The organism is Modestobacter sp. DSM 44400, from assembly GCF_900107175.1.
Lineage (GTDB): Bacteria > Actinomycetota > Actinomycetes > Mycobacteriales > Geodermatophilaceae > Modestobacter.
Genome location: NZ_FNOZ01000029.1, coordinates 26,366 through 51,578, shown reverse-complemented (window position 1 = coordinate 51,578; position 25,213 = coordinate 26,366). Strand labels below are relative to the sequence as shown.

The 25,213-nt window shown below is 72.7% G+C and carries 27 protein-coding genes, 1 pseudogene and 1 riboswitch; of the genes and pseudogenes, 17 read left to right on the top strand and 11 right to left on the bottom strand.

Annotated features, from left to right (window positions below; all coding sequences use genetic code 11):
• Together BLW04_RS16820 and BLW04_RS16815 are read left to right on the top strand one after the other, a co-directional pair.
• The coding region (locus BLW04_RS16820; RefSeq protein ID WP_139306876.1) for a transposase at positions 1-272 on the top strand (272 nt) is incomplete at its 5' end.
• An 86-nt stretch (positions 273-358) separates the two neighbouring features.
• On the top strand, positions 359-2,185 hold the full coding sequence (locus BLW04_RS16815) for an AMP-dependent synthetase/ligase (protein ID WP_091543709.1): 1,827 nt from the start codon (positions 359-361) through the stop codon (positions 2,183-2,185).
• A gap of 65 nt (positions 2,186-2,250) precedes the next feature.
• On the opposite strand, the gene BLW04_RS16810 is transcribed toward BLW04_RS16815, so the two are convergent.
• The 5 genes from BLW04_RS16810 to BLW04_RS29715 form a co-directional block, all read right to left on the bottom strand.
• On the bottom strand, positions 2,251-3,384 hold the full coding sequence (locus BLW04_RS16810; RefSeq protein WP_091543706.1) for a glycosyltransferase family 4 protein: 1,134 nt from the start codon (positions 3,382-3,384) through the stop codon (positions 2,251-2,253).
• A complete protein-coding gene (locus tag BLW04_RS16805; RefSeq protein ID WP_091543703.1) occupies positions 3,381-4,646 on the bottom strand; it encodes a M48 family metallopeptidase in 1,266 nt (421 codons plus the stop codon). The genes BLW04_RS16810 and BLW04_RS16805 overlap by 4 nt, the downstream gene beginning before the upstream one ends.
• A gap of 163 nt (positions 4,647-4,809) precedes the next feature.
• Positions 4,810-5,967, bottom strand: coding sequence for a C40 family peptidase (locus BLW04_RS16800; RefSeq protein ID WP_091543697.1), 1,158 nt, complete (start codon positions 5,965-5,967; stop codon positions 4,810-4,812).
• Between the two features lie 15 nt (positions 5,968-5,982).
• A riboswitch (cyclic di-AMP (ydaO/yuaA leader) is annotated at positions 5,983-6,170 on the bottom strand.
• A 132-nt stretch (positions 6,171-6,302) separates the two neighbouring features.
• On the bottom strand, positions 6,303-6,665 hold the full coding sequence (locus BLW04_RS16795; RefSeq protein WP_091543696.1) for a hypothetical protein: 363 nt from the start codon (positions 6,663-6,665) through the stop codon (positions 6,303-6,305).
• A complete protein-coding gene (locus BLW04_RS29715; RefSeq protein WP_091543694.1) occupies positions 6,619-8,373 on the bottom strand; it encodes a M15 family metallopeptidase in 1,755 nt (584 codons plus the stop codon). The genes BLW04_RS16795 and BLW04_RS29715 overlap by 47 nt, the downstream gene beginning before the upstream one ends.
• Positions 8,374-8,548: 175 nt before the next feature.
• On the opposite strand from BLW04_RS29715, the gene BLW04_RS16785 reads away from it, so the two are divergent.
• Together BLW04_RS16785 and BLW04_RS16780 are read left to right on the top strand one after the other, a co-directional pair.
• Positions 8,549-10,468, top strand: coding sequence for a DEDD exonuclease domain-containing protein (locus BLW04_RS16785; RefSeq protein ID WP_091543693.1), 1,920 nt, complete (start codon positions 8,549-8,551; stop codon positions 10,466-10,468).
• Positions 10,465-10,752, top strand: coding sequence for an Lrp/AsnC family transcriptional regulator (locus tag BLW04_RS16780; protein WP_091543690.1), 288 nt, complete (start codon positions 10,465-10,467; stop codon positions 10,750-10,752). Before BLW04_RS16785 ends, BLW04_RS16780 begins: the two co-directional genes overlap by 4 nt.
• 48 nt (positions 10,753-10,800) lie before the next feature.
• Here BLW04_RS16780 and trpD read toward each other — a convergent pair whose 3' ends face one another.
• Positions 10,801-11,859: an anthranilate phosphoribosyltransferase gene (gene trpD / locus BLW04_RS16775; protein WP_091543687.1), complete on the bottom strand. Its 1,059-nt coding sequence runs from the start codon at positions 11,857-11,859 to the stop codon at positions 10,801-10,803.
• 2 nt (positions 11,860-11,861) lie between these two features.
• Entirely contained in the window at positions 11,862-12,284 is a 423-nt protein-coding gene (locus BLW04_RS16770) for an ANTAR domain-containing protein (protein ID WP_091543683.1), read from the bottom strand.
• 134 nt (positions 12,285-12,418) lie between these two features.
• On the opposite strand from BLW04_RS16770, the gene BLW04_RS16765 reads away from it, so the two are divergent.
• From BLW04_RS16765 to BLW04_RS29710, 5 genes and pseudogenes are all read left to right on the top strand, one after another.
• Positions 12,419-13,033 (top strand): aa3-type cytochrome oxidase subunit III, encoded by a 615-nt coding sequence (locus tag BLW04_RS16765; protein WP_091543678.1) that lies wholly within the window; start codon positions 12,419-12,421, stop codon positions 13,031-13,033.
• Positions 13,034-13,040: 7 nt separating this feature from the next.
• The gene (locus BLW04_RS16760) at positions 13,041-13,922 is read left to right on the top strand and encodes a cytochrome bc1 complex diheme cytochrome c subunit (protein WP_091543675.1); all 882 of its coding nucleotides are present in this window, start codon (positions 13,041-13,043) and stop codon (positions 13,920-13,922) included.
• Complete coding sequence (locus BLW04_RS16755) at positions 13,919-15,034, top strand: cytochrome bc1 complex Rieske iron-sulfur subunit (RefSeq protein WP_091543672.1); 1,116 nt, start codon at positions 13,919-13,921, stop codon at positions 15,032-15,034. The genes BLW04_RS16760 and BLW04_RS16755 overlap by 4 nt, the downstream gene beginning before the upstream one ends.
• Positions 15,034-16,749, top strand: coding sequence for a cytochrome bc1 complex cytochrome b subunit (locus BLW04_RS16750; protein WP_091543669.1), 1,716 nt, complete (start codon positions 15,034-15,036; stop codon positions 16,747-16,749). The genes BLW04_RS16755 and BLW04_RS16750 overlap by 1 nt, the downstream gene beginning before the upstream one ends.
• 137 nt (positions 16,750-16,886) lie before the next feature.
• A pseudogene (locus BLW04_RS29710) lies at positions 16,887-17,015 on the top strand (PspC domain-containing protein); the annotation flags it as partial.
• 225 nt (positions 17,016-17,240) lie between these two features.
• On the opposite strand, the gene BLW04_RS16745 reads toward BLW04_RS29710, so the two are convergent.
• Together BLW04_RS16745 and coxB are read right to left on the bottom strand one after the other, a co-directional pair.
• The gene (locus tag BLW04_RS16745; RefSeq protein WP_091543665.1) at positions 17,241-17,642 is read right to left on the bottom strand and encodes a cytochrome c oxidase subunit 4; all 402 of its coding nucleotides are present in this window, start codon (positions 17,640-17,642) and stop codon (positions 17,241-17,243) included.
• Between the two features lie 39 nt (positions 17,643-17,681).
• Entirely contained in the window at positions 17,682-18,572 is an 891-nt protein-coding gene (coxB, locus tag BLW04_RS16740; RefSeq protein ID WP_175484100.1) for an aa3-type cytochrome oxidase subunit II, read from the bottom strand.
• 263 nt (positions 18,573-18,835) lie between these two features.
• On the opposite strand from coxB, the gene BLW04_RS16735 reads away from it, so the two are divergent.
• The 4 genes from BLW04_RS16735 to BLW04_RS16720 are packed head-to-tail and all read left to right on the top strand — an operon-like array spanning position 18,836 to position 21,860.
• Entirely contained in the window at positions 18,836-19,201 is a 366-nt protein-coding gene (locus tag BLW04_RS16735) for a metalloprotease (RefSeq protein WP_091543656.1), read from the top strand.
• Complete coding sequence (locus BLW04_RS16730; RefSeq protein WP_254781704.1) at positions 19,191-19,541, top strand: DUF3817 domain-containing protein; 351 nt, start codon at positions 19,191-19,193, stop codon at positions 19,539-19,541. Before BLW04_RS16735 ends, BLW04_RS16730 begins: the two co-directional genes overlap by 11 nt.
• Before the next feature lie 55 nt (positions 19,542-19,596).
• Positions 19,597-21,549, top strand: coding sequence for an asparagine synthase (glutamine-hydrolyzing) (gene asnB, locus BLW04_RS16725; RefSeq protein ID WP_091543653.1), 1,953 nt, complete (start codon positions 19,597-19,599; stop codon positions 21,547-21,549).
• Positions 21,546-21,860, top strand: coding sequence for a hypothetical protein (locus BLW04_RS16720; RefSeq protein WP_091543650.1), 315 nt, complete (start codon positions 21,546-21,548; stop codon positions 21,858-21,860). Before asnB ends, BLW04_RS16720 begins: the two co-directional genes overlap by 4 nt.
• A 71-nt stretch (positions 21,861-21,931) precedes the next feature.
• Here the strand turns inward: BLW04_RS16720 and BLW04_RS16715 are convergent, their stop codons facing one another.
• Positions 21,932-22,288: a HesB/IscA family protein gene (locus BLW04_RS16715; protein ID WP_091543647.1), complete on the bottom strand. Its 357-nt coding sequence runs from the start codon at positions 22,286-22,288 to the stop codon at positions 21,932-21,934.
• Positions 22,289-22,488: 200 nt separating this feature from the next.
• Between BLW04_RS16715 and BLW04_RS16710 the strand changes: the two genes are divergently transcribed.
• Both BLW04_RS16710 and BLW04_RS16705 read left to right on the top strand, forming a co-directional pair.
• The gene (locus BLW04_RS16710) at positions 22,489-23,097 is read left to right on the top strand and encodes a DUF3043 domain-containing protein (protein WP_091543644.1); all 609 of its coding nucleotides are present in this window, start codon (positions 22,489-22,491) and stop codon (positions 23,095-23,097) included.
• A 123-nt stretch (positions 23,098-23,220) separates the two neighbouring features.
• Complete coding sequence (locus BLW04_RS16705; protein ID WP_091543639.1) at positions 23,221-24,204, top strand: aldo/keto reductase family protein; 984 nt, start codon at positions 23,221-23,223, stop codon at positions 24,202-24,204.
• 105 nt (positions 24,205-24,309) lie between these two features.
• Here BLW04_RS16705 and BLW04_RS16700 read toward each other — a convergent pair whose 3' ends face one another.
• Positions 24,310-24,522 carry a hypothetical protein gene (locus tag BLW04_RS16700; RefSeq protein ID WP_091543636.1) on the bottom strand — a complete coding sequence of 71 codons (213 nt, stop codon included), beginning with the start codon at positions 24,520-24,522 and terminating at the stop codon, positions 24,310-24,312.
• Between the two features lie 131 nt (positions 24,523-24,653).
• Here BLW04_RS16700 and BLW04_RS16695 point away from each other — a divergent pair, with 131 nt between their 5' ends.
• Both BLW04_RS16695 and BLW04_RS16690 read left to right on the top strand, forming a co-directional pair.
• Entirely contained in the window at positions 24,654-24,932 is a 279-nt protein-coding gene (locus BLW04_RS16695) for a DUF3618 domain-containing protein (RefSeq protein WP_091543632.1), read from the top strand.
• The gene (locus tag BLW04_RS16690) at positions 24,929-25,201 is read left to right on the top strand and encodes a DUF4235 domain-containing protein (RefSeq protein ID WP_091543629.1); all 273 of its coding nucleotides are present in this window, start codon (positions 24,929-24,931) and stop codon (positions 25,199-25,201) included. Before BLW04_RS16695 ends, BLW04_RS16690 begins: the two co-directional genes overlap by 4 nt.
• The last annotated feature ends 12 nt before the right edge of the window (positions 25,202-25,213 follow it).

Sequence of the window (25,213 nt, the reverse complement as noted above, 5' to 3'; positions counted from 1 at the left end):
GTACGCGGGCGCACCTGCGGGCGAAGAAGATCGCTCACACGATTCCCGAACGCAGCGACCAGATCGCACGCCGCAAGGCCAAGGGCTCGGCCGGTGGGCGACCACCGGCCTGCGATGCCGAGCTCTACAAGGACCGCAACACCGTCGAACGCGGGTTCGGCCGGCTCAAGCAGTGGCGCGCTATCGCCACCCGCTACGACAAATACGCCACCACCTACCTCGGCGGTGTCCTCCTCGGCTGCATGATCATCCATCACCGCGTCCGCAGTTAGCAGACACGCTCTAGATTCGCCTGGACCCGGCCCGGGGGTCGGAGGGCGACGGCGCCCTTCTGCCGGGCGGGACAGAGAGGACCGGCGTGCGCGAGCTCAGCGTTCCCCCCACCGCCACCGTGGGGGCCGACGAGGCCCTGACGGACATGGTCGCCCGCAACGCGGCGCAGCACCCCGCCGACGTCGGCCTGCGCATCCAGCGCGACGGCCGCTGGGAGGACGTCACCCACGCCGAGTTCGCCGCCCGGGTGGGCGCGGTCGCCAAAGGCCTGGTCGCCGGCGGCGTCCAGGCCGGTGACCGGGTGGGCCTGCTGGCCAAGACGCGGTACGAATGGACGGTCCTGGACTACGCGATCTGGACCGCCGGCGCGGTCGTCGTCCCGGTGTACGAGACCTCCAGCGCCGACCAGATCTCCTGGATCCTGGCCGACTCCGGGGCCCGGGCGATGGTCGTGGAGACCGCCGAGCACGCCGCGTCGGTGGAGTCGGTGCGCGCCGGGGCCCCCGAGCTGGGCCTGGTGTGGGTGATCGACGACGGCGCGCTGGACACCCTGGCCGCCGCCGGCGCCGACGTCCCGGACAGCGAGCTGGCCGCCCGCCGCGCGACCCTCACCGCCGACAGCCTGGCCACGCTGATCTACACCAGCGGTACGACCGGCCGGCCCAAGGGCTGCGAGCTGACGCACGCCAACTTCCTGTTCGAGATCCGCAACGGCATGACGCTGCTGGGCCGCTTCCTGAACAGGGACGGGTCGCTGTTGCTGTTCATCCCGCTGGCGCACGTGCTTGCCCGGGTGCTGCAGGTCGGCGCGATCTACACCCGCACGGTCATCGGGCACACCCCCGATGTGAAGGACCTGGTCGGCGACCTCGGCCGGTTCTCACCGACGTTCGTGCTGGCCGTACCGCGGGTGTTCGAGAAGGTCTACAACACCGCCAAGGCCACCGCCGACCAGGGCGGCAAGGGCAAGGTCTTCGACAAGGCCGCCCAGGTGGCCGTTGACTGGTCCCGCGCCCAGGACACCGGCGGACCCGGGCTGGCGCTCAAGGCGCAGCACGCGCTGTTCGACAAGCTGGTCTACGGCAAGCTGCGGGCAGCCCTCGGCGGCCGCTGCGTGGGCGCCGTCTCCGGCGGGGCGCCGCTGGGCGAGCGGCTGGGCCACTTCTTCCGCGGCCTCGGCGTTCCGATCTTCGAGGGCTACGGCCTGACCGAGACCACCGCCGCCGCGGCGGTCAACCACGATGCCGCGCTGCGCATCGGCACCGTCGGCCGTCCGCTCCCCGGGGTCGACGCCGCCATCGCCGACGACGGCGAGGTTCTGCTGCGCGGCGGGATCGTGATGCGCGGCTACTGGAAGAACGAGCAGGCCACCCGCGAGGCCATCGACGAGCACGGCTGGTTCCACACCGGCGACCTCGGGGAGCTCGACACCCAGGGCTTTCTGCGGATCACCGGCCGGAAGAAGGAGATGCTGGTGACCGCCGGGGGAAAGAACGTCGCCCCCGCCGTGCTGGAGGACCGGCTGCGGGCGCACAAGCTGATCAGCCAGTGCATCGTCGTCGGCGACCAGCGACCCTTCATCGCCGCACTGGTCACCCTGGACGAGGACGCGCTGCCGGCCTGGCTCAAGGCGCAGGGCAAGGACCCTTCGCTCACTGCCGAGCAGCTGCGGGAGGACCCCGACGTGCGGTCCGAGCTCGAGGCCGCGGTGGCCGACGCCAACAAGGCCGTCTCGCACGCCGAGTCGATCAGGAAGTTCTGCGTGCTGGCCGCGGACTTCACCGAGGAGAACGGCACCCTCACCCCCAGCCTGAAGCTCAAGCGGGCCGTGGTGATGAAAGAGTTCGGCGACGAGGTGGCGGCGCTCTACCAAGAGGACCCCGCTGCCCCCCACCCCTCGCAGGCTCGGTAGAAGGACCCCGTCCTCCCCACCCCTCGCAGGCTCGGGGCGGTACCCGGGAGGGGGCCGCGGAGCCGCTAGCCGTCGAGCAGCTGGCCGAACGCGTCGGCGATCGACGTCCACGACCAGCGCTGCTCGACCCACGCGCGGCCGGCGGCGCCCATGGTCCGCGCCCGGGCCGGGTCGTCGAGCAGCCCGGTCAGCGCCGCGGCCACCGCGGCGGGTGACCGCGGGTCGACGACGTGCCCGGTGACGCCCTCCTGGACGGTCTCCGGCGCCCCGCCAGAGGTGCCGGCCACCACCGGCAGCCCGCAGGCGGCCGCCTCCAGGTAGACCATGCCGAGCCCCTCGACGTCCAGGCCGCGACGGCGGGTACGACAGGGCATCGCGAACACATCACCGGCGGCGTAGTGCCGGGGCAGGTCGGCTCCCGCCACTCCCCCGGTCAGCACCACCGAGGCCGCCAGTCCGCGGTCGGCGACCGCGCGCCTCAGCTGCTGCTCCAACGGCCCGCCGCCGACCAGCAGCAGGCGCGCGTCCGGGTGCCGGGCCAGCACCCGGGGCCAGGCCTCGACCAGCACGTCCTGGCCCTTGCGGGGCACCAGCCGGGACACACACACCACGACCGGGGCGTCGCCGAGCCCGTACCGGGCCCGTACGGTGCGGCCGTCGACGTCGGCGGTGAAAGCGTCGACGTCCACGCCCGGGGAGAGCTGCGCGAGACGGGTGCGGCCGGCCAGCGCCGGCGCCAGCCGGTCGTGGGTGTACTCACTGATGTAGGTCAGGACGTCGAGGCCGCCGGCGATCCGGCGCATCACCGCCCGGGCGCCCGGCAGCGCCACCCAGCCGGTCTCGTGGCCGTGGGTGGCCCCGACCAGGTGCTCCACGCCGGCCCGGCGCAGCGCCGGGGCGAGCAGGCCCAGCGGCGCGGCCGCACCGAAGAAGGCCGTCCGGCAGCCGTACTCGCGAACCAGCCGGGTCGCCGTCCGGGCGGTCGCCGGGGTGGGCAGCAGCATGCCGGTCGGCGCGCGGACCACCGGGTACGGCAGGGCCGCGTCGTGCTCGGCCGCGCCCGGGTGGTCCGAGGCGAGCACCACCAGCGACCCCGGCGGGCGGCGGGCCAGCAGCGCGGCGACGAAGGTCTGGATGCCGCCCTGCCGCGGCGGAAAGTCGTTGGTGACGACCAGCGTCCGGTGCGGGGTGGCGGTCACCGGTCGTGCAGCGCGGCCCAGTCGCCGACGAAGGCGATCCGCTGCGCGGTGGTCGGGTGGGTGCCGAAGATCCACTGCCACAGCGCGGGGGGGTCCGGGTCGGAGAGGTTGGCCACCCCCAGCTTCCGCTGGACGTCGGCGAAGGCCGCGGGGTCCTCGGTGAGGTCCAGGGCATGCAGGTCGGCCCGCGCCTCGAGTTGCCGCGAGACGCCGTTCTGCACGGGGGTGGACAGCAGCGTGCCGACGGCGATGAGGAACAGCACCAGGCCGACCGCGCGCGGGTCGCCGGGGCCGTCGGCGCCGGCCCGCCGCAGCAGCGCGGTCCAGCCGAGCAGCCAGCCGAGCAGGGCGACCCCGGCGGCCGCGCCGAGGGCACCGATCAGCGTGCCGGTGAGCACGTCGTCGGCGGAGACGTGGCCGAGCTCGTGGGCGACGATCGACTCCACCTCGTCGTCGGGCAACTGGTTCAGCAGCGTGTCGTAGATGACGATCCGCCGGGTCGAGCCGAACCCGGAGACGTAGGCGTTCAGCGCCGTGGTGCGCCGGCTCGCGTCGGCGACGAGGACGTCGTCCACCGGGGTGCCGTTGCGCTCGGCGAGGGTCAGCAGGTCGGTGCGCAGAGCACTGGCCGGCATCGACTCGAAGCGGTTGAACGCGGGCTCGATGACCAGCGGGTAGAGGAACGAGCCGACCAACACCAGTGCGGCAGCCCCCCCGGCCGCCCAGGCCCACCACGTGCGGGGCGCCCGCCGGGCCAGGGCGACGACCGCCAGCAGCGTCAGCGCCGTCAGCCCCGCGTTGATGGCCGTGGAGGTGGCGACGTCCCGGGCCCACAGCCCCCACCCCCGGGTGGACAGCCCGTACCGGTGACGGACCACCTCGCCGTAGGCCGACAACGGCAGCGTGACCAGGCGGCCGAGGACCAGCAGCGCGATCGAGCCGAGCAGGACCTGCCAGACCCAGCCCCCGCCGAGCGGGCGGGCCACCGCCCGGACGATGGCCGCACCGGCCCGGGTCAGCCCGAACAGCCCGGCCACCACCAGGCTGAGCAGAAGGGAGACGAGCGAGGCCGGGCGCAGCGCCGCGGCGAAGGACTCCGCCCGGTCGACCTGCGCCGGGGTGAAGGTCGCCGTCGGGTCGACCGGGGTGCGCCCACCGGGCGGGGTGGGGAGCAGGTCCCAGGGGGTGGCGACGACGATGACCACGGCCACGGCGGCGCCGAGCACGAGCGCCGCCAGGAGCGCGAGGCGTCGGGCGCTCACGCGACCTCCTCGCTGTCCCCCGCAAGCGGGAGGTGCCGCCAGCTCGCCGACCGCGTTCGCGGTGCTGCTGGGCTCATGCGTGAGCTCGCACCTCGCACACGTTGCGCAGCTTAGGCGCGGGACCTGTGCGTTCGGCGCCGGCCTCACGGACCCGCCGAGCCGGTCAGCCGGCCATGCGGCGGGCGCCCACGTAGCCCTTCATGTCGACGCTGGTCACCTGAACCGGCACCCCGAAGGTGGCCGCGTGCACCATCTTGCCGTTGCCCACGTACATGCCGACGTGGCTGACCGGGCTGTAGAAGAAAACCATGTCGCCGGGCTGCAGCTCGCTGCGCGACACGGCGGCGCCCATCGCGGACTGCGCCCGGCTGGAGTGCGGCAGGGTGATCCCGGCGGCGGCGTAGGCGTACTGCATCAGCCCGGAGCAGTCGAAGGCACTCGGCCCGCCCGCGCCCCACACGTAGGCATCGCCGACCTGGGCCAGCGCCGTCTCGACCGCCGTCTGCGCGGCTTCGCTGGGCGCCAGGGCTCCGGCGGTCGCGTCGGTCGCGGCGGACGCGGCGGACGGCGAGGACACGGTCGACACCGACACCGTGTCGGGCGCCTCCAGCGCCGGCCCGGCGTGGGCCTGGGCGACCTGCGCCTGCTGGGCGGCGCTCAGCTCGTCGTACTGGGCCGTGTAGTCGGCGATCCCGGCCTGCAGGTCGGCCTGCTGGGCGCTGACGTCGTCGAGGGACTGCTTTGCGGCGGCGGCCGCGCCGTCGGCGGCCGTCTCCGCTTCGGTGGCGGCCGCAGCCGCGGCACCGACCTGGGCGAGGACGTCGCTGGTGTGCCCGGCGATGACGTCGAGGGTGTTGACCTGGGCGAGGAACTCCTCAGCCGAGCCGCTGGTCATGAGCGCGTTGAACCGGGAGAGGTTCTGACCGGTGAAGGCGCTCCGGGCGACCTGGCGCATCTGCCCGTCCAGGACGGCCAGCTGCTCCTGGGCGGCGGCGAGCGCCGCACCGGCGGCGTCCGCGGCGCCCTGCTGCTGCTCGAGGGTGACCTGTGCGTCGTTGACCTGCTCGCTCACGGCCTCGAGGTGGTGCTGCGCGTCGGCGACCAGCTGGGTCGCCTCCGCGGCGGTCCTCGCCTGGGTGACCGCGTTACCCGGAGTGGCGTCGGCCGTGCCGGGCAGGAGGGTCAGGCCGAGGCTGGCGGCGGCGGTGAGCAGCACGGCGGCGCGGAACCGGCCGACCCGGCGGGGAGCACGAGCGGTGAGAGCCGGCTCCGTCGAGGAGGCGGTGCGGGCGCGCTGGACAGACAGGTGAGGGCTCGCCACAGTTGGCGGGACTCCATTTCCTCCACATCGACCGCCTACCGAGTTAGCTGACGGGTTCGGGCCGGAAGGAGACGGCCCTATCTCTGCGCGCCGTCGTCGACGCGTGCGACCCGGCGTGCGGGACGCGCGAGAACTCACCCAGGACTGCGGTGGGTCCCCGGTCCAGACGGCTGTGTGGCCGGCTGGTTCGGCGGTGCCCGATCGAGGTCACCCTGTGTGCGGCGACGACCACTCTCCCGGACGAGGAGACAGTAAGTCCGTGATCCGACCGAGACATAGCCCCGTCAAACGTCCAATCCGGCACAGACCATGACAAATCACAAGCACGCGATTCGTCAGCTCACGTGGCGGTTTCCCGCCGTGTCGCGTCCAGGCGTGCCGGTTGACGCATCCTGATGACGTAACGGCGGAACCAGGCCGAAATCTGCCAACGCCCGCACCGCGCGACGCTCGACGTCGTCGAGCTCGACGACCGGGCGGAGCTCCTCGCCCTCGCCGTGGACGTGCGGCAGGTCACCGGCGACGGCCACGGACGGGGTCACGGCCAAGGGGTGGTCGGCGACCCGGGGCCGGCGGATCAGTGGCACGACGGTGGGCTCGCTGTTCCGCCAGCCCGGCGGTGCGCCCAGCAGCACGGTGACGACGCAGTCGTCACAGCCGGGCCCGCGGACGGTGCAGGTGTCGCAGTCGATGAGCACGGCGGCTCCCCTTCTCTCCCTGTGGTCCGAACGCCGCGGACGCTAGGGGCAGCCACCGACATCTAGTCGGGTGGACGAAGCCGAAGCGCCCCACGTAGGCCACCATCCAGGCGTACTGCGCGGTGCCGAAGGAGTCGATGCCGCCGCACAGGTCGACCACCAGGCTCCAGCCGCGGTTGCTGGTGCCGGGCACCGCGGCCAGCGCGGGCATCTCGCCGTAGAGGCGCACCTGGGAGGCATAGGCGCGGTAGGAGTCGGTGATGCAGATCGGCGCGCCGAGGGCCGCCTGGGCGGCGGCGGACATCGCCCGGTAGGCCGCCCGGCATCGCAACGCAGTTGGTGGCCGCCGGCTCAAAGCGGGCACAGCGCGCTGGGCGGGACGAGGCCGTTGGGAGAGCCGCCCCAGGCCCGCGTCCCGTCGTAGCTGGCCGGGTGGACGGTGTTGCCGCACTCGACGGGCAGCGCGCCGTCCTGGGGCCCGGCGGCGACACCGGTGCGCGCTGGGCCAGGCTGGTCCGCCGATCCCCAGCACCTGGTCGGCGGGCAGCGTCCGCACCACCACCGCGCCGGCGCGGGCGTCGGCGGCCACCATCGTGGCGGGGTCCAGGGCGATCCCGACGTGGCTCAGATCCGACTCCGCACTGCCCAGGAACACCAGGTCCCCCGGCAGCACGTCCGCGGCCGCGACCGGGGCGGTGACCGAGAAGAGCCCGGACTGGTCGCCGGGCAGGGCCAGCCCGGCCGCGGCGCTGGCGCTGGCGACCAGCGACCCGCAGTCGAAGGCCTCCGGACCCGGGGCGTACGGCATCCCGAGGTCGGCCATCGCCGCGCTCACCGCTGCGATCGTCTCCGCCGGAGAGCACGAGCAGGGACTGGGCCGGCGCGACAGCTGGGCGGCCCCCGGCTGGGCTCCTCCCCCCGCGGCACCCACGGGCACCAGCCCACCGGGCAGCCCGGCCACCGGGTCGCGCAGCGCCGCGGCCGGCGGGGGGACGACGCCGGCGGCCGCCAGCTCGTCCACGTAGGGCCGCCAGTTGCCGGCCGTGCAGGCGTTGACGTCCGTCTGGTCCTGCTGCAGCTGGGCCAGCTGCAGGTCTACCGCCCCCAGGGCGCGGTCGAGGTCCCGGGTGACCGCCCGGGCGGTCGCCTTCAGCTCGCCGACCTGGGCATCGACCACGTCGGCCCGGGCCCGGGCCTCGGTGAGCGCCTGCTTGGCCGCGCCGGCCTCGGCCAGGGCCCGCTGGCGCTCCTGCTCCGTGGCGGCGAGGACGGCGGTGGCGCGGCGGTCGATCGCCTCCAGGTAGCCCAGCGCCGAGATGACGTCGCCGGGGTCCCCGCCCCGCAGTAGGACGCTGAGGGCGCTGGGCGTGCCGCCGTCCCGGTAGACCGCCGAGGCGTACTGCGGCGGCCTGCCGCTGGGCCAGCACGCCGTCGGCGTCGGCGACGACCGAGGCGGCGGCGTCAGCGGCGGTCTGGACGGTGCCTGCTGCTCACGGGCATCGACCACCTCGGCCTGCCGCTGCCGTAGGTCGGTCTGCACGTCGGCCGCCCGGTGCTGCAGGGCGCCGAGCTCGGCGCTGTCCAGCACCCCGTCGTCCCGCCCGGCTGGTCGCTCGGCGAGGCGAGCGCCACGGCGCCCGGGACAGCAGCAGGGCCAGCACAGCCCGACCGCGGTCACCCCGAGGCGCCACGAGGTGCGCAGCGACACCGGACCTCCTCTCCCCGTCGACGTCGACAGGTCAACGGGCGGACGCCAGCTGCGTCGCGGACCTGCTACGTGATCGGGCTGCCTGCCTGCGGCCCCGGTCACCCGGCCGGGGGACGGCGGGCGGCGCGGCGTGGCCTCCCCGGGACTGTCGGACCCCCGACCTAGCGTCCGCCCCGTGCCGTTCCTCCCCGTCCCGTCGTCCCCGCCGGCCGCCTCCCGGGCCGGGTCCGCCGAGCTGCCGCCGCTGCCGGCCGGCACCGCCTCCCCCGACAGGGTGCTGCAGTTCGTGCAGGGCACGATCGACGACCTGGGCACCCTGCTCGCCGACGTGACGTTCGTCGTGGTCGACCTCGAGACCACCGGCGGCTCCCCGAAGGACAGCGCGATCACCGAGATCGGCGCTGTCAAGGTGCGCGCCGGGGAGGTGCTCGGCGAGTTCCAGACGCTGGTCGACCCCGGCCGGGAGATCCCGCCCTACATCAGCGTGCTGACCGGGATCACCTCGATGATGGTGGCGGCCGCCCCGCGCATCGAGTCCGTCCTGCCGGCCTTCCTGGAGTTCGCCCGCGGCACGGTGCTGGTCGCCCACAACGCCCCGTTCGACCTCGGCTTCCTCCGCGCGGCCTGCGAGGGCTCCGGGATCGCCTGGCCGGCGTTCGCCTCCGTCGACACCGCGGTGCTCGCCCGCCGGCTGCTCACCCGCGACGAGGTGCCCAACTGCAAGCTGGGCACGCTGGCGCCCTTCTTCTCCACCAGCACCCAGCCCTGCCACCGCGCGCTGGACGACGCCCGGGCGACCGTCGACGTGCTCCACGGGCTGTTCGAGCGTCTCGGCCCGCTCGGGGTCACCTCGCTGGAGGAGCTGACCGGGCTCACCCGCAACGTCGACCCGCAGCGGCGGCGCAAGCGGCACCTGGCCGAGTCCGTGCCGCACGGCCCGGGCGTCTACGTCTTCCGCGGGCCTCGCGACGAGCCGCTGTACGTGGGCACGTCGGCCGACCTGCGCACCCGGGTGCGCAGCTACTTCACCGCCGGCGAGCAACGCAGCCGGATGACCGAGATGGTTGCGCTCGCACAGCGGGTGGAGGCCCTGCTGTGCGCGCACGACCTCGAGGCCGCCGTCCGGGAGCTGCGGCTGATCGCCGAGCACAAGCCCCGCTACAACCGCCGGTCCCGGTTTCCCGAGCGCGCGCTGTGGGTGCGCCTGACCGATGAGCCGTTCCCCCGGCTGTCGGTCGTGCGCCGGGTCCGCCCCGGCGCCGGCTCTTTCCTCGGCCCGTTTCCCGACCGGCGCGCGGCGGACGCCGCGGTCGCCGCCGTGCACGAGTCCCTGCCCCTGCGCCAGTGCACCAGGCGGCTGTCGCCGACCGTCTTCGGCACCGCCTGCGCACTGGCCGACATGGGGCGGTGCGGAGCCCCGTGCACGGGCGCACAGAGCCGGGAGGAGTACGCCTCTGTCGCCGCGGTCTTCCGCACCGCTGTCGAGTGCGACCCGCGCGACCTGGTCGCGCCGCTGCTCGTCCGGGTCGAGCGGGTCGCCGGCGAGGGCCGTTACGAGGACGCCGCCGTGCTGCGCGACCGGATCGCCGTGCTCCTGCGCGCCGTGCGTCGCCGGCAGCGCCTGGAGTCGCTGGCCGCCGTTCCGGAGCTGGTGCTCGCCCGACCCGACGGATCCGGCGGCTGGAAACTGTCGGTGGTCCGCCGCGGCCGGCTGGTCGCGGCCGGGGTCGCCGTCCGGGGCCGGTCGGTCCGCGGTCACCTGGCCGACCTGCGCGCGACGGCGGAGACCCCCCTCGGGCCTGAGGGGGAGCTGGCCGCATCGGTCGACGAGACCGAGCTCGTGCTGCGCTGGATGGAGAAGCCGGGCACCCGCCTGGTCGACCTCACCGGCACCCTGGCCAGCCGCACCCCCGGGACCGGCGACTACAGCGAGTTCCTGGCCCTCGTCGAGGCCGGGCGCACCGAACGCGACCCCTTCGCCGACACCCGGGCGCTGGGCACCACCAGCCGGCCCGACCGCATCGCCCCAGGCCGGTCGCCGCGCGACGCGGAGCGCCGCGGCCGCGCGCCGGCCCGGCTAGCATCCCGGACGTGATCACCGCCATCGTGATGATCGACGCCGCCACCGACTCGATCGGTGAGGTCGCCGAGGCCGTCGCCGACCTGCCCGGCGTCAGCGAGGTCTACTCCGTGGCCGGCGACGTCGACCTCGTTGCGCTGGTGCGGGTGCACCAGTTCGAGGAGATCGCCGACGTGGTGGCCGGGCGGATCAACAAGGTGCCCGGCGTGCTAGACACCGCCACCCACATCGCCTTCCGCGCCTACTCCCGGCACGACCTGGAGGCGGCGTTCTCGCTGGGCCTCGAGTCCGCCGACTGAGGCCGCCCCTCCGACGGAATGCCGCGCCCCGGCCCGAGGCCCGACGGCTCAGCGGCGCGCGGCGTCCCGGGCGAACCGGCTGACCCGCACCCAGTCCTCGAGCTTGGCCGCGGCCCGGCCGTCGTCGATGGCGGCGGCCGCCCGCGGCAGGGCAGCACCCAGCGCGTCGTGCAGCCGGGCACCGCGCTCGTCGAAGGCGGCCAGCGCCGCGGCGGCGTTCAACAGGACGGCGTCCCGCACCGGGCCCGGGTCGCCGGCCACCAGGCGGCGCACCACCTCGGCGTTGACGTCGGGCCCACCGCCCCGCAGCGCGCCCGGCTCGGAGACCGGGATACCGAGGGCAGTCGGGTCCAGCCGCTCGGCCAGCACCTCGCCGTCCCGCACCACCCACACCGCCGAGGTGGTGGCCGTGGTCAGCTCGTCGAGACCGTCGTCCCCGCGGAAGACCAGCGCCCGGGTGCCACGGGCCGCCAGCACCGCGGCGAGCACCGGCGCCATCCGGCTGTCGGCGCAGCCGATCGCGGCCGCGATCGGACGCGCCGGGTTCGCCAACGGCCCCAGGAAGTTGAAGACCGTGCCGATGCCCAGCTCCCGGCGCGGCGCGGCCGCGTGCCGGAACCCGGGATGGAAGACCGGGGCAAAGAAGAAGCCGATCCCCGCCTCGCGGACGCACCGGACCACGGCCGGCGCCGGGAGGTCGATCACCACCCCGAGCGCCTCGAGCACGTCGGCGGTGCCGGACTTCGAGGAGGCCGCCCGGTTGCCGTGCTTGGCCACCGGGACGCCGGCCGCCGCCGTGACGATCGCGGCCATGGTGGAGATGTTGACCGTCTGGGCCCCGTCACCGCCGGTGCCCACGATGTCGACACAGGCCATCGGCAGGGTCACCGGCGTCGCCAGGTCCAGCATGGTGGCGGCCAGCCCGGCCACCTCCTCCGGCGACTCGCCCTTCGCCCGCAGCGCCACGATGAAACCCGCGACCTGGGCCGGGCTGGCCTCGCCGGTCATCACCTGCTGCATGGCCCAGCGCGTGTCGGCGGCCGACAGGTTCTCCCGACGGACCAGCCGCGTCAGCAGCCCCGGCCAGGTCGGGGACGGCGTGCCCACGCTCAGCGGCGGACGGCCGGACGCCGCGACGCGCGGTCGCGCAGCAGCTTGGCCACCGCGTCGGGAGCGGTCAGCGGGTCGATCGGGTAGGCCAGCGTCGCATCGGCAAGCGACCAGTGCGCCAGCCAGCGGTCGGCCTGCCGGGCGATCAGCACGACAAGCTCCGGGCAGTCGGCCACTTCGTGCTTGAGCTGCCGGCTGATGCCCATCCCACCGGTCGGCTGGGCCTCGCCGTCCAACACGCACAGGTCGATGCCCTCCGCGTCGACGGCCGCGACGACCTCCTCGCCGGTGGCGCACTCGACGTAGGTCAGCGGACCCACCCCGGCCGCTGGGGACCGCCCCAGGGCGGTCCGGACGGCTGCGCGGACCTCGGCCCGCTGGCTGAAGACCAGCACGGTGGCCGGCACTGCGACGTCGCTCACGGACGCGAGCCTAGTGGCAGCCGGGCCATCCGCCGGCGGCACGCCGCGCGCCCCCCACCAGCCTCCCGACCAGGCACGCCACGCCCGTTCCACCCCACGTCGTGGGAGACCTGTCCCGATGCCATGATGACCCCGTGACAACGGCCCCCGTGGCGAGCAGCACCTTCGACACCTCGCGGGTGCACTCCCTGACCCGACCGAACATGGTCAGCGTCGGCACGATCGTCTGGCTCGCCAGTGAGCTGATGTTCTTCGCCGGCCTGTTCGCCATGTACTTCACCGCGCGCGCCCGCGCCCTCGACGGCTGGCCGCCGGCGCCCACCGAGCTCGACGTGCCGTATGCCACGGTCTTCACGCTGATCCTGGTGCTCTCTTCGGTGACCTGTCAGTTCGGCGTGTTCGCCGCGGAGAGCGGCAACGTCTACGGCTTACGCCGCTGGTTCACCATCACCTTCGTGATGGGCCTGGCCTTCGTGCTCGGGCAGGCCAACGAGTACCGCAACCTGATCATGAACCACGACACGACGATCTCCTCGTCGGCCTATGGCTCGGTGTTCTACCTGACCACCGGGTTCCACGCGTTGCACGTCATCGGCGGCCTCGTGGCCTTCGTGTTCGTGCTCCTCCGGTCCACCATGGGCCGGTTCACACCAGCGCAGGCGACCTCCGCGATCGTGGTCTCCTACTACTGGCACTTCGTCGACGTCGTGTGGGTCGGGCTCTTCGCCACGATCTACCTGATCCGCTAGGGAACCGGTGTCCACCACGAACCCCGAATCCGTTGCCCCTCTCGAGGGCGGTCGCAGCGGCCTGCGCCTGCGCCGCCGTCCCGACGGGGCACCGGCCTCCGCAGCCCGCGCCCGGCGCCGCTCCAAGCAGCGCCGCCGGGTCGCCAACGTCGCCGGTCTGATGGCCGCCCTGGTGCTCACCGGGGTCGGCTACTCCGCCGTGGCGCCCGGCGCGAACGCCGCCGACGATCCGACCGGCACCACGTCCTCGGCGGTCGAGGCCGGCCGGGAGATCTACACGCGCAGCTGCATCACCTGCCACGGGTCGAACCTGCAGGGCGTCCAGGACCGCGGCCCCTCGCTCATCGGGGTCGGCGAGGCCGCGGTGTACTTCCAGGTGCACACCGGGCGCATGCCGCTCGTGCGCCAGGAGGCCCAGGCCGCGGTGCACCCGGTCCTCTTCACCGACAAGGAGATCGACCAGCTGATGGCCTACGTGCAGGAGAACGGCGGCGGTCCCACCCTCCCCTCCGGCGACCTGCGCGATGGCGACCTCGCCGAGGGCGGCGAGCTGTTCCGGCTCAACTGCGCCCAGTGCCACAACTTCGTCGGCGAGGGCGGTGCGTTGTCCTCGGGCAAGCGCGCGCCGTCCCTGCTCGATGCCAACGACCTGGAGCTCTACTCGGCGATGCTGTCCGGGCCGGAGAACATGCCGGTGTTCGGCGACAACCAGCTGACGCCGGACGAGAAGCGTTCGATCATCACCTACGTCCAGACGATCACCACCACAGCCGACCCCGGCGGCGCCGGCATCGGCCGCGTCGGCCCGGTGGCCGAGGGCCTGGTCATCTGGGTCGTGGGCATGGGTGCCCTACTGTTCGGGATCTTCTGGATGGGGACCAAGGCGTGAGTACCAACGACCACCGTCCCGGTTCGGCCGGCGGCGTGGACGAGGCAGGTCCGCAGCACGGCGGTCCGGACGAGGAGTACCCGCCCGAGCGTCTCGCCCAGATGGACCGCACCGAGCTCGACCGGCTCGGTGCCCAGTACGACGGCGTCGAGGTGCTGCACGTCGACCCCGCGCCCGCCCCCGGATCGCCGCTGGAGAAGCAGGCGAGCCGGCAGGTCACGCTGTGGTTCTTCCTGGCCGCGGTGTTCGCCGTCCTGTTCCTGGTCGTCTACGCCGGCTCCGGTTGGTTCCTGCCGAGCTGGGAGTGGGAGGTCGGCGGCACGCTCTGGAGCGCGCTGTTCACGACGATGCTCGGCCTCACCATGGGGCTCTGCCTGATCAGCGTCGGAATCGGCCTGGTGCTGTTCGTCAAGAAGTTGCTGCCGCACGAGACGGCGGTCCAGGACAAGCACGACGGGTCGAGCTTCGACCGCGTCACCACCACCGCCACGCTGAGCCAGGCGCTGAGCAACTCCGGGCTCACCCGCCGCAAGGCGATGACGCGCACACTGGGTCTCATGGGAGCCGCCTTCGGGGCCATGCTGATCGCCCCCCTGGGCGGTCTGATCAAGAACCCGAACAGCGGTAACCCGCTCGGCACCACCTTGTGGGCCGACGGTGTGCGTCTGGTCCGCAGCGACGGCACCCCCATCCGCCCCGGCGACCAGGAGCCCGGCTCGCTGGCCACGGTCTTTCCGGCGGTCGCCGGTGGCAACCGGTCCGCCGACTCCCCGCTCATGCTGATCCGGCTGCGGCCCGAGCAGGTGACGGCGATCCAGCCCCGTCCGGGTCAGCAGGACTTCGGCTACGGTGACTACGTCGCCTACTCGAAGATCTGCACCCACGCCGGCTGCCCGGTGTCGCTCTACGAGCAGCAGACCGGCAAGATCCTCTGCCCCTGCCACCAGTCGCAGTTCGACGTCACCCAGGGAGCCAAGCCAATCTTCGGCCCGGCGACGCGTTCCCTGCCGCAGCTACCCATCGCCGTGGACGACGAGGGATACTTCGTGGCGCGCAGCGACTTCCCCGAACCCGTCGGGCCGTCGTTCTGGAATATGGGGAGACTCAGCTGATGGCGACCACGACAGCGGCACCGGGTCGACCGGCGCCCGGCCGGCCGAGCACCAAGCTCGGCAGTGCAGCCCTCGAGGTCGATGAGCGACTGATCGTCGCCGGCCCGCTGCGCCGGACCCTGAACAAGGTGTTCCCCGACCACTGGTCGTTCCTGCTCGGGGAGATCGCGCTCTACTCGTTCGTCGTCCTCCTCCTGTCCGGCACGTACCTGACCTTCTTCTTCGACGCGTCGATGAAGGAGGTCACGTACAACGGCGGGTACGCACCCATGCGCGGCATCGACATGTCCGCGGCGTACGAGTCGACGCTCGGTCTCTCCTTCGATGTCCGCGGTGGCCTGCTCATCCGGCAGTTGCACCACTGGGCGGCCCTGCTCTTCGTCGCCTCGATCTGCGTGCACCTGCTGCGCATCTTCTTCACCGGCGCTTTCCGCAAGCCCCGTGAGACCAACTGGTTCATCGGTGTGGGCCTGCTGGTGCTGGCCCTCCTCGAGGGCTTCGCGGGCTACACCCTCCCCGACGACCTGCTGTCGGGAACCGGGCTGCGGATCTTCTCCGCGGTGTTCCTGTCGATCCCGGTCATCGGCACGTGGATCTACTTCACCGCCTTCGGTGGCGACTTCCCCGGCGAGCTGATCATCGGCCGGCTCTACATCCTGCACGTGCTGATCATCCCGGCGATCCTGCTGGCCCTGATCGCGGGGCACCTGCTGATCCTGGTCAAGCAGAAGCACACCCAGTTCCCCGGCGCTGGGCGGACCGAGCACAACGTGGTCGGCAACCGGCTCTTTCCGACCTTCGCGGGCAAGGCCACGGCGCTGTTCTTCATTGTCTTCGGCCTGTGTGCCGCCTTGGGCGGCCTGGTACAGATCAACCCGATCTGGCTGTTCGGCCCGTACAACCCGGCCCAGGTGTCGTCGGGCTCGCAGCCGGACTGGTACATCGGCTTCCTCGACGGCTCCGCGCGCATGTTCCCGCCGTGGGAGATCGTGCTGTGGGGCTACCACATCCCCCCGGTGTTCTGGGCGACCGTCGTGATCCCCGGTCTCCTGTTCACCATGTTGGCCGTCTACCCGGTGATCGAGCGCAAACTGACCGGCGACACGGCCTCGCACCACCTATTGCAGCGGCCCCGCGACGTACCGGTGCGCACGTCGCTGGGCGCCATGGCGCTGGCGTTCTACATCGTGCTGTGGATCACCGGCGGCAACGACATCATCGCTGACAAGTTCGACATCAGCCTCAACGCGATGACCTGGTTCGGTCGGATCGGGTTGATCATCATTCCGCCGATCGCGTACGCGCTGACCTACCGGCTGTGCCTGGGCCTGGAGCGTCACGACCGCGAGGTGCTCGAGCACGGCATCGAGACCGGTGTCATCCGGCGCCTGCCCAGCGGTGAGTTCATCGAGGTTCATCAGCCCCTGGGGCCGGTCGACGCGCACGGCCACGGCGAGCTCGCCTACGGCGGCGCCTCGGTACCGAAGAAGATGAACCAGGTGGGCGGCGCCCGCCGGGCCATCAAGGGCTTCTTCACACCGATCGAGGAGCCCGCCGCTGTGCAGGCCGAGGCACAGCAGGAGCCCCGCGGCCTCGAGTCGGCACGGGAAGCGCGTGAGCTGACCGGCTCGGGCCGTCCCTCCGAGGGCGGCCGACCGGCCGAGGGCGGTCGCCCCGCCGAGGGAGGCCGGCCCCAGCAGGAGCCGCGCGACTGATCAGCACAGCACCATCCGGAGGCCCCGGCGGACATCGTCCGCCGGGGCCTCCGGCGTTCGCCCTCCCGCTCGTCCTCCTCCCCCGCTGACCCCCGGGGCCCGTTGGGTGCTGACCGGACAACCAGGGACGGATCGGGGTGTTCAACGATGGGCACGGGCACCGGCGATCCGAGCACACCGGCACCGACCCGCTGCTGTGGCGGATAAGTTCCGTCGGCGCCACCGCTGCCGGTGGCGCCGGGATCCTGGTCTACCTGCTCCTGTGGGCGTTCATGCCCGCCTGCACCCGCCGACCGGACCAGCAGCCCGGCCCGGTCGACCGCCTGGTCGAGCGTCTGCACACGGTGCTGTCCGGCACCCCGCAGCGCCCCGACGCGACTGACCGGAGGCGGGCCGGTGGGCCGGGCGCCCGACCGACAGCAGAGCACCCCCAGACAGCAGGAGGGCCCCGCACGCCGGAGCGGGCGGGGCCCTCCTGTGGAACCGGCGGGTCAGGTGTGCGCGTTCTGTCCGACGTAGTACTCGAAGAGCAGACCGCCGATGGTGAGCAGCAGGGCGAGGCCGGCGAGGATGACCAGCCAGGGATACCAGAAGGCCAGGGCCAGGCCCATCAGACCCGCGGAGACAGCCATGCCGAAGGGCCAGTAGCTGCCGGGGCTGAAGAAGCCCAGCTCGCCGGCGCCGTCGGCGATCTCGGCGTCCTTGCGGTCCTCCGGCCGGGCGTCGATGCGCCGGCTGACGAACCAGAAGAAACCGCCGATCAGGGCCGTGAGCCCAGCCGAGAGGGCCAGGGCCGTGGTCCCGATGGGCTCGTGGGACCACACACCGTAGATGACGGCGGTCGCGATGCAGAAGACCGCGATCCCATTGAAGATGAGCGCTTCGACCTTCACGGCCGGTCCTCCTGGTGCTCGTGCTGGGGGGTGGTCCGGTCAGTCACCTTGACGCGCCGCCTGCTGCTGCCGGTCCAGCTGGAACGGCGAGGTCGACGTCGCGGTGCCGTTCTGCCCGATGGACTCCAGGGCGTCGTAGGTCGACAGTCCGCTCTCCCGCGCGCTCAGGTAGTCCTGGAAGTCGTCGGGCGACACCGAGCGAACCTCGAAGTTCATGAACGCGTGGTAGGTGCCGCACAGCTCGGCGCACCGGCCGACGAAGGAGCCCTCCTCGCGGACGGTCACCTCGAAGACGTTGTCCCGGCCGTTCTCGTTGCCCGGGATGATGTCCAGCTTGAAGAGGAACTCCGGTACCCAGAACGAGTGGATGACGTCGGCGGAGGCCAGCTCGAACCGGACCGTCTGGTCGGTCGGCAGCACCAGGATCGGGATCTCGGTGCTGGTGCCCACCGTGGACACCGGCTCGCCACCGTTCGCGTCGGTGGTGTCCGGGTAGACGAACTGCCAGTTCCACTTGAACGCGTTGACCGCGACGGTGACGTCGGGGTTGTCGCTACGCTGCTGCACCCGGTTCTGCACCGTCACCGTGTAGAAGAACAGGACGGCGATGATGACGAACGGGATGATCGTGTAGACGACCTCCAGCGGCAGGTTGTACGCCGTCTGCCGCGGCAGCTCGGCGTCGCTCCCCCGGCGCTTGCGGTACCGGATGGCGGCCCAGGCGATGAGGATCCACACGAGGACGCCGACCACCATCGCGGCGATGGTCGAGCCGATCCACAGCGACCGCATCTTGTCGGCCTCGTCGGTGATCCCCGCGGGCCAGCCGATGGCCCAGACGGAGCGGTCGCCCAGTTCACACCCGCCGAGCGTCAGCGCTCCCAGGAGACCCAGCGCGGCTCCCCGCGCGACCTTGTTGCGTCGAGCCACTGCCCGCTGCCTCCTCATCCCCCACGTGGTGGCACCACGTGGTCCCACCGGCGGCGCTGCACAGTCCCTCGGGGGGATGCGTCCACGCCCACCACAGTCTGGCCGAGACTAGCCGACCCCGCCGGGCATCCCGGCCCCGGGAGAGGGGGTGCGGCGGGTCGCGCCGGTGCGGCCGGCAGCGCTCCCCCGGGCTGAGGCGCGACGCAGGTCCGTGAGGCGGCCGCGGCCCGCGCCCCGCGGGCCGCGGCGGTTACAGTCGTGGTGTGTACCGACGGCTGTTGACCCCTGCCTGGGTGCTGCTGCACCTGGTCGTCGCAGCGCTGTTCGTGGCCACGTTCTTCCTGGGCCACTGGCAGCTGACCAAGGCCGAGGCCGGCGGCGGCCCGGTCAACTGGAGCTACGCGCTGCAGTGGCCGCTCTACGGCTTCATGGGGCTGTGGTTCTACACCCGGATGCTGCGCGACGAGCTCCGCCGCGACCCCGACGCCGACGAGCCGGGTTCGGCCCTGGTGCTTTATCAGCGCCCCCGCATCGACACGACCGGCGACCCCGAACTGGCCGCCTACAACGCCCACCTCGCCGAGCTCAACGAGAAGGCCCTCGGGCAGCGGGTGAACGGTGGTCACTGAGCAGGCGCTGAGCGCGGCGGCGGTGCGCCGAGGCGTCCCCGCGGCGATGACGCGGTACCGGGTGATGGCCTACGTCGTCGGCGTGATGCTACTGGTCCTCGTCCTGGTGGCGATGCCGTTGAAGTACCTGGCCGAGACCCCCGGCCCGGTTGCGGTCATCGGCACCGCGCACGGCTTCCTCTACGCCGTCTACCTGCTGGCCGCCTTCGACCTCGCGCTGCGGGCCCGGTGGTCGATGTGGGGCACCCTCGGAGTGCTGCTCGCCGGCACCGTTCCGTTCCTGTCCTTCTACGTCGAGCGCAAGGTCACCCACCGCATGCGCACCGGCCAGTCCGTCTGAGGCGCACCGACCCCGAGCGCACGCCCCCTTCCCCGACCCCCTGGAGCCCCCGCGCATGTGCGGCCTGCTGGCCTACCTGTCCACCGACGCCGACCGGGTCGACGAGCAGACCGTGTCCGGGGTGCAGTCCGCGCTGCACTGCCTGCACCACCGCGGTCCCGACGACACCGCGGTGTGGTCCGACCAGCGGGTCGTGCTGTGCTTCAACCGGCTGTCGATCATCGACGTCGACGGCAGCCCGCAGCCGCTGGCCTACGCCGGCGACCGATACCGGATCTTGTTCAACGGCGAGATCTACAACTACCTGGAGCTGCGCGAGGAACTCGCCGCCGCCGGGGCCACCTTCGCCACCGAGGGCGACACCGAGGCGATCGTCGCCGGGTACCACCTGTGGGGCGAGGCCATCGTGCCCCGGCTGCGGGGGATGTTCGCCTTCGTCATCTGGGACACCCGGACCCGGACGGCGTTCGGCGCCCGCGACCCGTTCGGCATCAAGCCGCTGTTCACCGCCCGGCTGGCCGACGGCGGGCTGGTTTTCAGCTCGGAGAAGAAGGCGGTGCTAGAAGTGCTCGGCGGCAGCGCCGCCGCCGGCGGCGTCGACCCGGCCTCCCTGCAGCACTACCTGACGATGCAGTACGTCCCCGAGCCCGCGACGCTGCACCGCGGTATCCGCCGGATCGAGAGCGGAACGACGTTCACCGTCGTCGACGGCGAGCTGCACACCCGCCGGTACTTCCACCCCTCCTTCCCGATCAGGCCGGTGGCCGAAGACGAGCAGCAGGGGCTCTACGACCGCATCGCCGAGGCGCTCGACGAGTCGGTCCGGGTGCACATGCGCGCCGACGTGACTGTGGGCTCGTTCCTCTCCAGCGGCATCGACTCCACGGCCATCGCCGCCCTCGCCCACCGATACAACCCGGACCTGATGACCTTCACCGTCGGCTTCGAGCGGGAGTCGACCTCCGAGGTCGACATCGCCGCGGAGTCGGCGGCGGAGCTGGGCGTGGCGCACGTGCCGGTGGTGATCACCGCCGAGCAGTTCGCCGAGGCCATCCCCGAGGTGGTCTGGTACCTCGACGACCCGGTCGCCGACCCGGCGCTCGTGCCGCTCTACTTCGTGGCCCGCGAGGCGCGCAGGCACGTCAAGGTGGTGCTCTCCGGCGAGGGTGCCGACGAGCTGTTCGGCGGCTACACCGTCTACCGCGAGCCGATCAGCCTGGCCTGGGCAGAGCGGGTCCCCGGCGCGGGCCGGCGGGCGATGGGGGCCATCTCCCGCGCAGTCCCCGACGAGTTGTTCGGTCGCGACGTCCGCGGCAAGGACCTGCTGCGCCGCGCGGCCCTCCCGCTGGAGCAGCGCTATTACGGCAACGCACGCAACTTCTCCGACGCCGAGCTGTCCCGACTGCTGCGCGGGCACGACCGCGACCTGTCCCACGTCACGGTCACCGAGGACCTGTACCGGCAGACCCGCGCGGCCGGCTACGACGACGTGACCTCGATGCAGTACGTCGACCTGTTCACCTGGCTGCGCGGCGACATCCTGGTCAAGGCCGACAAGATGACGATGGCCAACTCCCTGGAGCTGCGCGTCCCCTTCCTGGACCCCGAGGTCTTCGCGCTGGCCAGCACCATCCCCGTCGACCAGCGCATCTCCCACGGGACGACGAAGTACGCGCTGCGCCGCGCGATGGAGCAGATCGTCCCGGCGAAGATCATGAACCGCCGCAAGCTCGGCTTCCCGGTGCCCACGGCGGAGTTCCTGGCCGGGCCGCTGCACGAGTGGGCGCACGACGTCGTGGCGCAGAGCCAGACGGACGAGTGGCTGGACCGCGGCCGGGTCGGCGACCTGCTCACCGAACTGGCCGCCGCGGACCCGAAGCGGAACAGCAGCAAGCGGATCGCGCGCCAGGTCTGGGAGGTGCTGGTCTTCATGGTCTGGCACGGCATCTTCGTGGAGGAGCGGATCAAGCCGCAGATCCCGGAGACCGTCTACCCGGTCCGGCTGTGACGGGTCGAGCGGGAGCGGCACGGCCGCTCGCCGCGGCCCTCGCTCTGACGGCGGGGCTTGGTGGGCTGGCCGGCTGCTCCGGCGGGGACGACGACACTCCGTCCACCCCCGGGAGCACGAGCGGGACGACGACCGGGACCACGACGTCCGGACCGACCTCCAGCGGCACGGTACCGGGCAGCGCCGCCCCGGCCGCACCGACATCCGCCGGCAGCCGCGAGACGCTCACCCTGCCGCCGGGGACGACGGTGCCGGTGCCCAGTTCAGCGCCGGAGACCGGCATCCCGATCCCCACCGCCCCGCAGGACTGACCCCACGCGCGCGACGGCGCCCGGCGCCCCCTGCGGGGTGCCGGGCGCCGTGGCGTCGGTTCAGGCGGCGATCAGGAGAACGAGTCGCCGCAGGCGCAGGATCCGCCGGCGTTCGGGTTGTCGATCGTGAAGCCCTGCTTCTCGATGGTGTCGACGAAGTCGATCGTCGCGCCGCCGAGGTAGGGGCCGCTCATCCGGTCGACGATGACCTCGACCCCACCGAACTCATGGGTCTGGTCGCCGTCGAGGAACCGCTCGTCGAAGAACAGCTGGTAGCGCAGGCCGGAGCAGCCACCGGGCTGCACGGCGATGCGCAGCCGCAGGTCGTCGCGGCCTTCCTGGTCCAGCAGCGTCTTGACTTTGAGGGCGGCGGTGTCGCTGAGAAGGACGCCGGTGGCGCCGGGGGCCTGCGTGTCCTGCACGGTCATGTGTGGTCCTCCCACTCGAGGGTGTCCTGCCTTGGTCGCTCCGGCCGGATCTGCCGGAACGACCAACACCGCCGTGGCGGAGCTGCTTCCCACTGTACGGCGCAGGACAGACCGGTCGCCCCTCCCGCACCCCGGTCGGGCGGTGTCTCCCCCGTGCGAGCGGTCCGGACGGGCCCCGGGCGCACGTAGACTCCCCAGCCGTGAAGCTCCGCCTGCCCGGCCGCCGCCCCCAGTCCGAGACGACGCCGGACTCCGCCACCGACCTCGCCGCCCAGCTGGCGGCCGGCGTGGGCAAGGGCCGCCCCACCCCCAAGCGCGCGGAGGCCCAGGGCCGCCGGCAGGGTCCTCCCCCGCCGCCGCCCACCACGCGCAAGGAGGCCTACAAGCGGCAGCGCGAGACGCAGGCCGCCGGCAGGGGCAGCACCCGGGCCGCCGCGGCACGGGGCGACGAGAGCGCCCTGCCGGCCCGCGACCGTGGCCCGGCCCGCCGGCTGGTGCGCGACGTCGTGGACTCCCGGCGCAACGCCGGCAGCTTCTTCCTGGTCGTGGCCGCCCTGGTGCTGGTCGGCTACGTCATCCCGAACCAGGCGGTGCGCGGCTACACCGTCTACCTCTGGCTCGCGTTCTTCCTGCTCATCATCGCCGACTCGTTCGTGCTCGGCCGCAAGATCAAGGCCAAGCTGGCCGAGCGGCTGCCCGACCACCCGGAGAAGACCCGCACGCTGGTCTGGTACGGCATCAGCCGGGCGACCATGATCCGCAAGTGGCGGTTCCCCAAGCCGGCGGTCGACCCGAGCGCGGAGGTCTGACGAAAGACCCCCTTGCCCCCCACCACTCGCAGGCTCGCGGCGGGACTCTGCAAGGGGGCCGCCGTCCCCCGGGACGGGACCGTCACGGGTCGTTAGCGAGGCTGAGGACTAGCGTCAGCGGCCGTGCAGACTCGACGCCTCGGCCGTTCCGGCCTGACCATCTCAGAGATCGCCTACGGCAACTGGCTCACCCACGGCAGTCAGGTCGAGGAGGACGCCGCGCACGCCTGCGTGCACGCGGCCCTCGACGCCGGGATCACCACCTTCGACACCGCCGACGTGTATGCGGGCACCAAGGCCGAGTCCGTGCTCGGCCGGGCCCTGGCCGGCCAGCGCCGCGAGGGCCTGGAGGTCTTCACCAAGGTCTACTGGCCCACGGGGCCCGGGGCCAATGACCGTGGGCTGTCCCGCAAGCACGTCATGGAGAGCTGCCACGCCTCGCTGAAGCGGCTGCAGACCGACTACGTCGACCTCTACCAGGCCCACCGCTACGACTCCTCCGTACCGCTGGAGGAGACGATGACCGCCTTCGCCGACCTGGTGCGGGCCGGCAAGGTGCTCTACATCGGGGTATCGGAGTGGCGCGCCGAGGAGATCGCGGCCGCCGCCGAGCTCGCCCGCGAGCTCAAGGTGCAGCTGATCAGCAACCAGCCGCAGTACTCGATGCTGTGGCGGGTCATCGAGGCCGAGGTGGTCCCCACCAGCGAGCAGCACGGCCTGTCCCAGATCGTCTGGTCGCCGCTGGCCCAGGGCGTGCTGACCGGCAAGTACCTGCCCGGCCAGCAGCCCCCGGCCGACAGCCGAGCCGGCAACCCGGCGGTTTCCGGCTCGATTCAGGGCTTCCTGCGCGACGACGTCCTGACCCGGGTGCAGCAGCTGCGACCGATCGCCGACGAGCTGGGGCTGACGATGGCCCAGCTGTCGATCGCCTGGGTGCTGCAGAACCCCAACGTCGCCGCGGCGATCATCGGCGCCAGCCGGCCGGAGCAGGTGGCCGACAACGTCAGGGCCGCCGGCGTCCAGCTGCCGGCCGAGGTGCTGACCCGCATCGACGAGGCCCTCGGCGACGTCGTGGAGCGGGACCCGGACAAGACCTCCCGGGGCTAAGACGTCCCGGGCTGAAGAAGGACCCCCTCCTCGCCTTTCCGAGCGCGGAACGGCCCCTTCCAGGGCGTCCCCGAGCGTGCGAGGTGACCCAGGAGGGGGCCTTTCTCATGTAGCGGCGAGGTTCATCGGTCCGTAGACGCGCTCCCCGTCCCGCAGCAGCGTGACCGTGGCGATGCCACGCTCGAGCAGGTCGCGCCAGTTCTCCCCCAACCAGGACTCCGCGTCACCCTGGTTGTCGGTCTCGAGCACCTCCACGCCCAGCGTGGCGGGGTCCACGGGCTCGCCCGTCGGGTCTTCCAGCTGCCAGGTCCAGCTCATGGCGGCGAGGCTAGCCGGGTCGGCCGCCCCGGGCCGACCGGGGCGGCGCAACACCCCGCGATCTTGGTTTACGTCGTAGCGCACCGGGCATGTCCGGGTCTCGATCCCTCCCCCGAGACAACGGAGGACCCATGAGCCGGCCCACCTCGGGGCGTGAAGCCCCGTCCGACGGTGGGCCGCCGGACCCCGACGCCATCCGGGCCGACATGGAGGCAACCCGCGAGCAGCTCGGCCGGACGGTCGACGCGCTCGGCCACCGGTTGGACGTCCCCGGCCGAGCCAAGGAGGGCCTCGCCCGGGCGCGGGACACCGCCGTGGAGACCTACCGGGAGAGCCCCCCGGTCGTCGTGGGGGCCGCCGCCGTCCTGGTCGCGCTGGTCGCGAGCCTGGTGATCTGGAGGAAGCGATGAGCAAGGGCGTCAAGATCGTCTACTGGCCGATCGGGTTGATCGGCAGCCTGGCGGCGAGCGTCGTGGCCGCGTCGATCTTCCAGCTGGTGTGGAAGAAGGTCACGCACGCCGAGGACGCCCCCACCGCGCTGCAGAGCGAGTACCGGTTGCGGGAGCTCCTCATTGCCTCCGCCGCGCGCGGCGCGATCGTCGGGGTCATCAAGGCCCTGGTCAGCCGTGGTGGCGCCCGGGGCTTCACCAAGCTCACCGGCGCCTGGCCGGGCGACTGACCGTCCGCACAC

What these genes read in the sequence shown, in the direction of transcription:
- BLW04_RS16690 (WP_091543629.1), top strand. Translation starts at nt 24,929, where the DNA reads ATGAGCAAGGGCGTCAAGATCGTCTACTGGCCGATCGGGTTGATCGGC.
- BLW04_RS16750 (WP_091543669.1), top strand. Translation starts at nt 15,034, where the DNA reads ATGGCGACCACGACAGCGGCACCGGGTCGACCGGCGCCCGGCCGGCCG.
- BLW04_RS16695 (WP_091543632.1), top strand. Translation starts at nt 24,654, where the DNA reads ATGAGCCGGCCCACCTCGGGGCGTGAAGCCCCGTCCGACGGTGGGCCG.
- BLW04_RS16700 (WP_091543636.1), bottom strand. Translation starts at nt 24,522, where the DNA reads ATGAGCTGGACCTGGCAGCTGGAAGACCCGACGGGCGAGCCCGTGGAC.
- asnB (WP_091543653.1), top strand. Translation starts at nt 19,597, where the DNA reads ATGTGCGGCCTGCTGGCCTACCTGTCCACCGACGCCGACCGGGTCGAC.
- BLW04_RS16715 (WP_091543647.1), bottom strand. Translation starts at nt 22,288, where the DNA reads ATGACCGTGCAGGACACGCAGGCCCCCGGCGCCACCGGCGTCCTTCTC.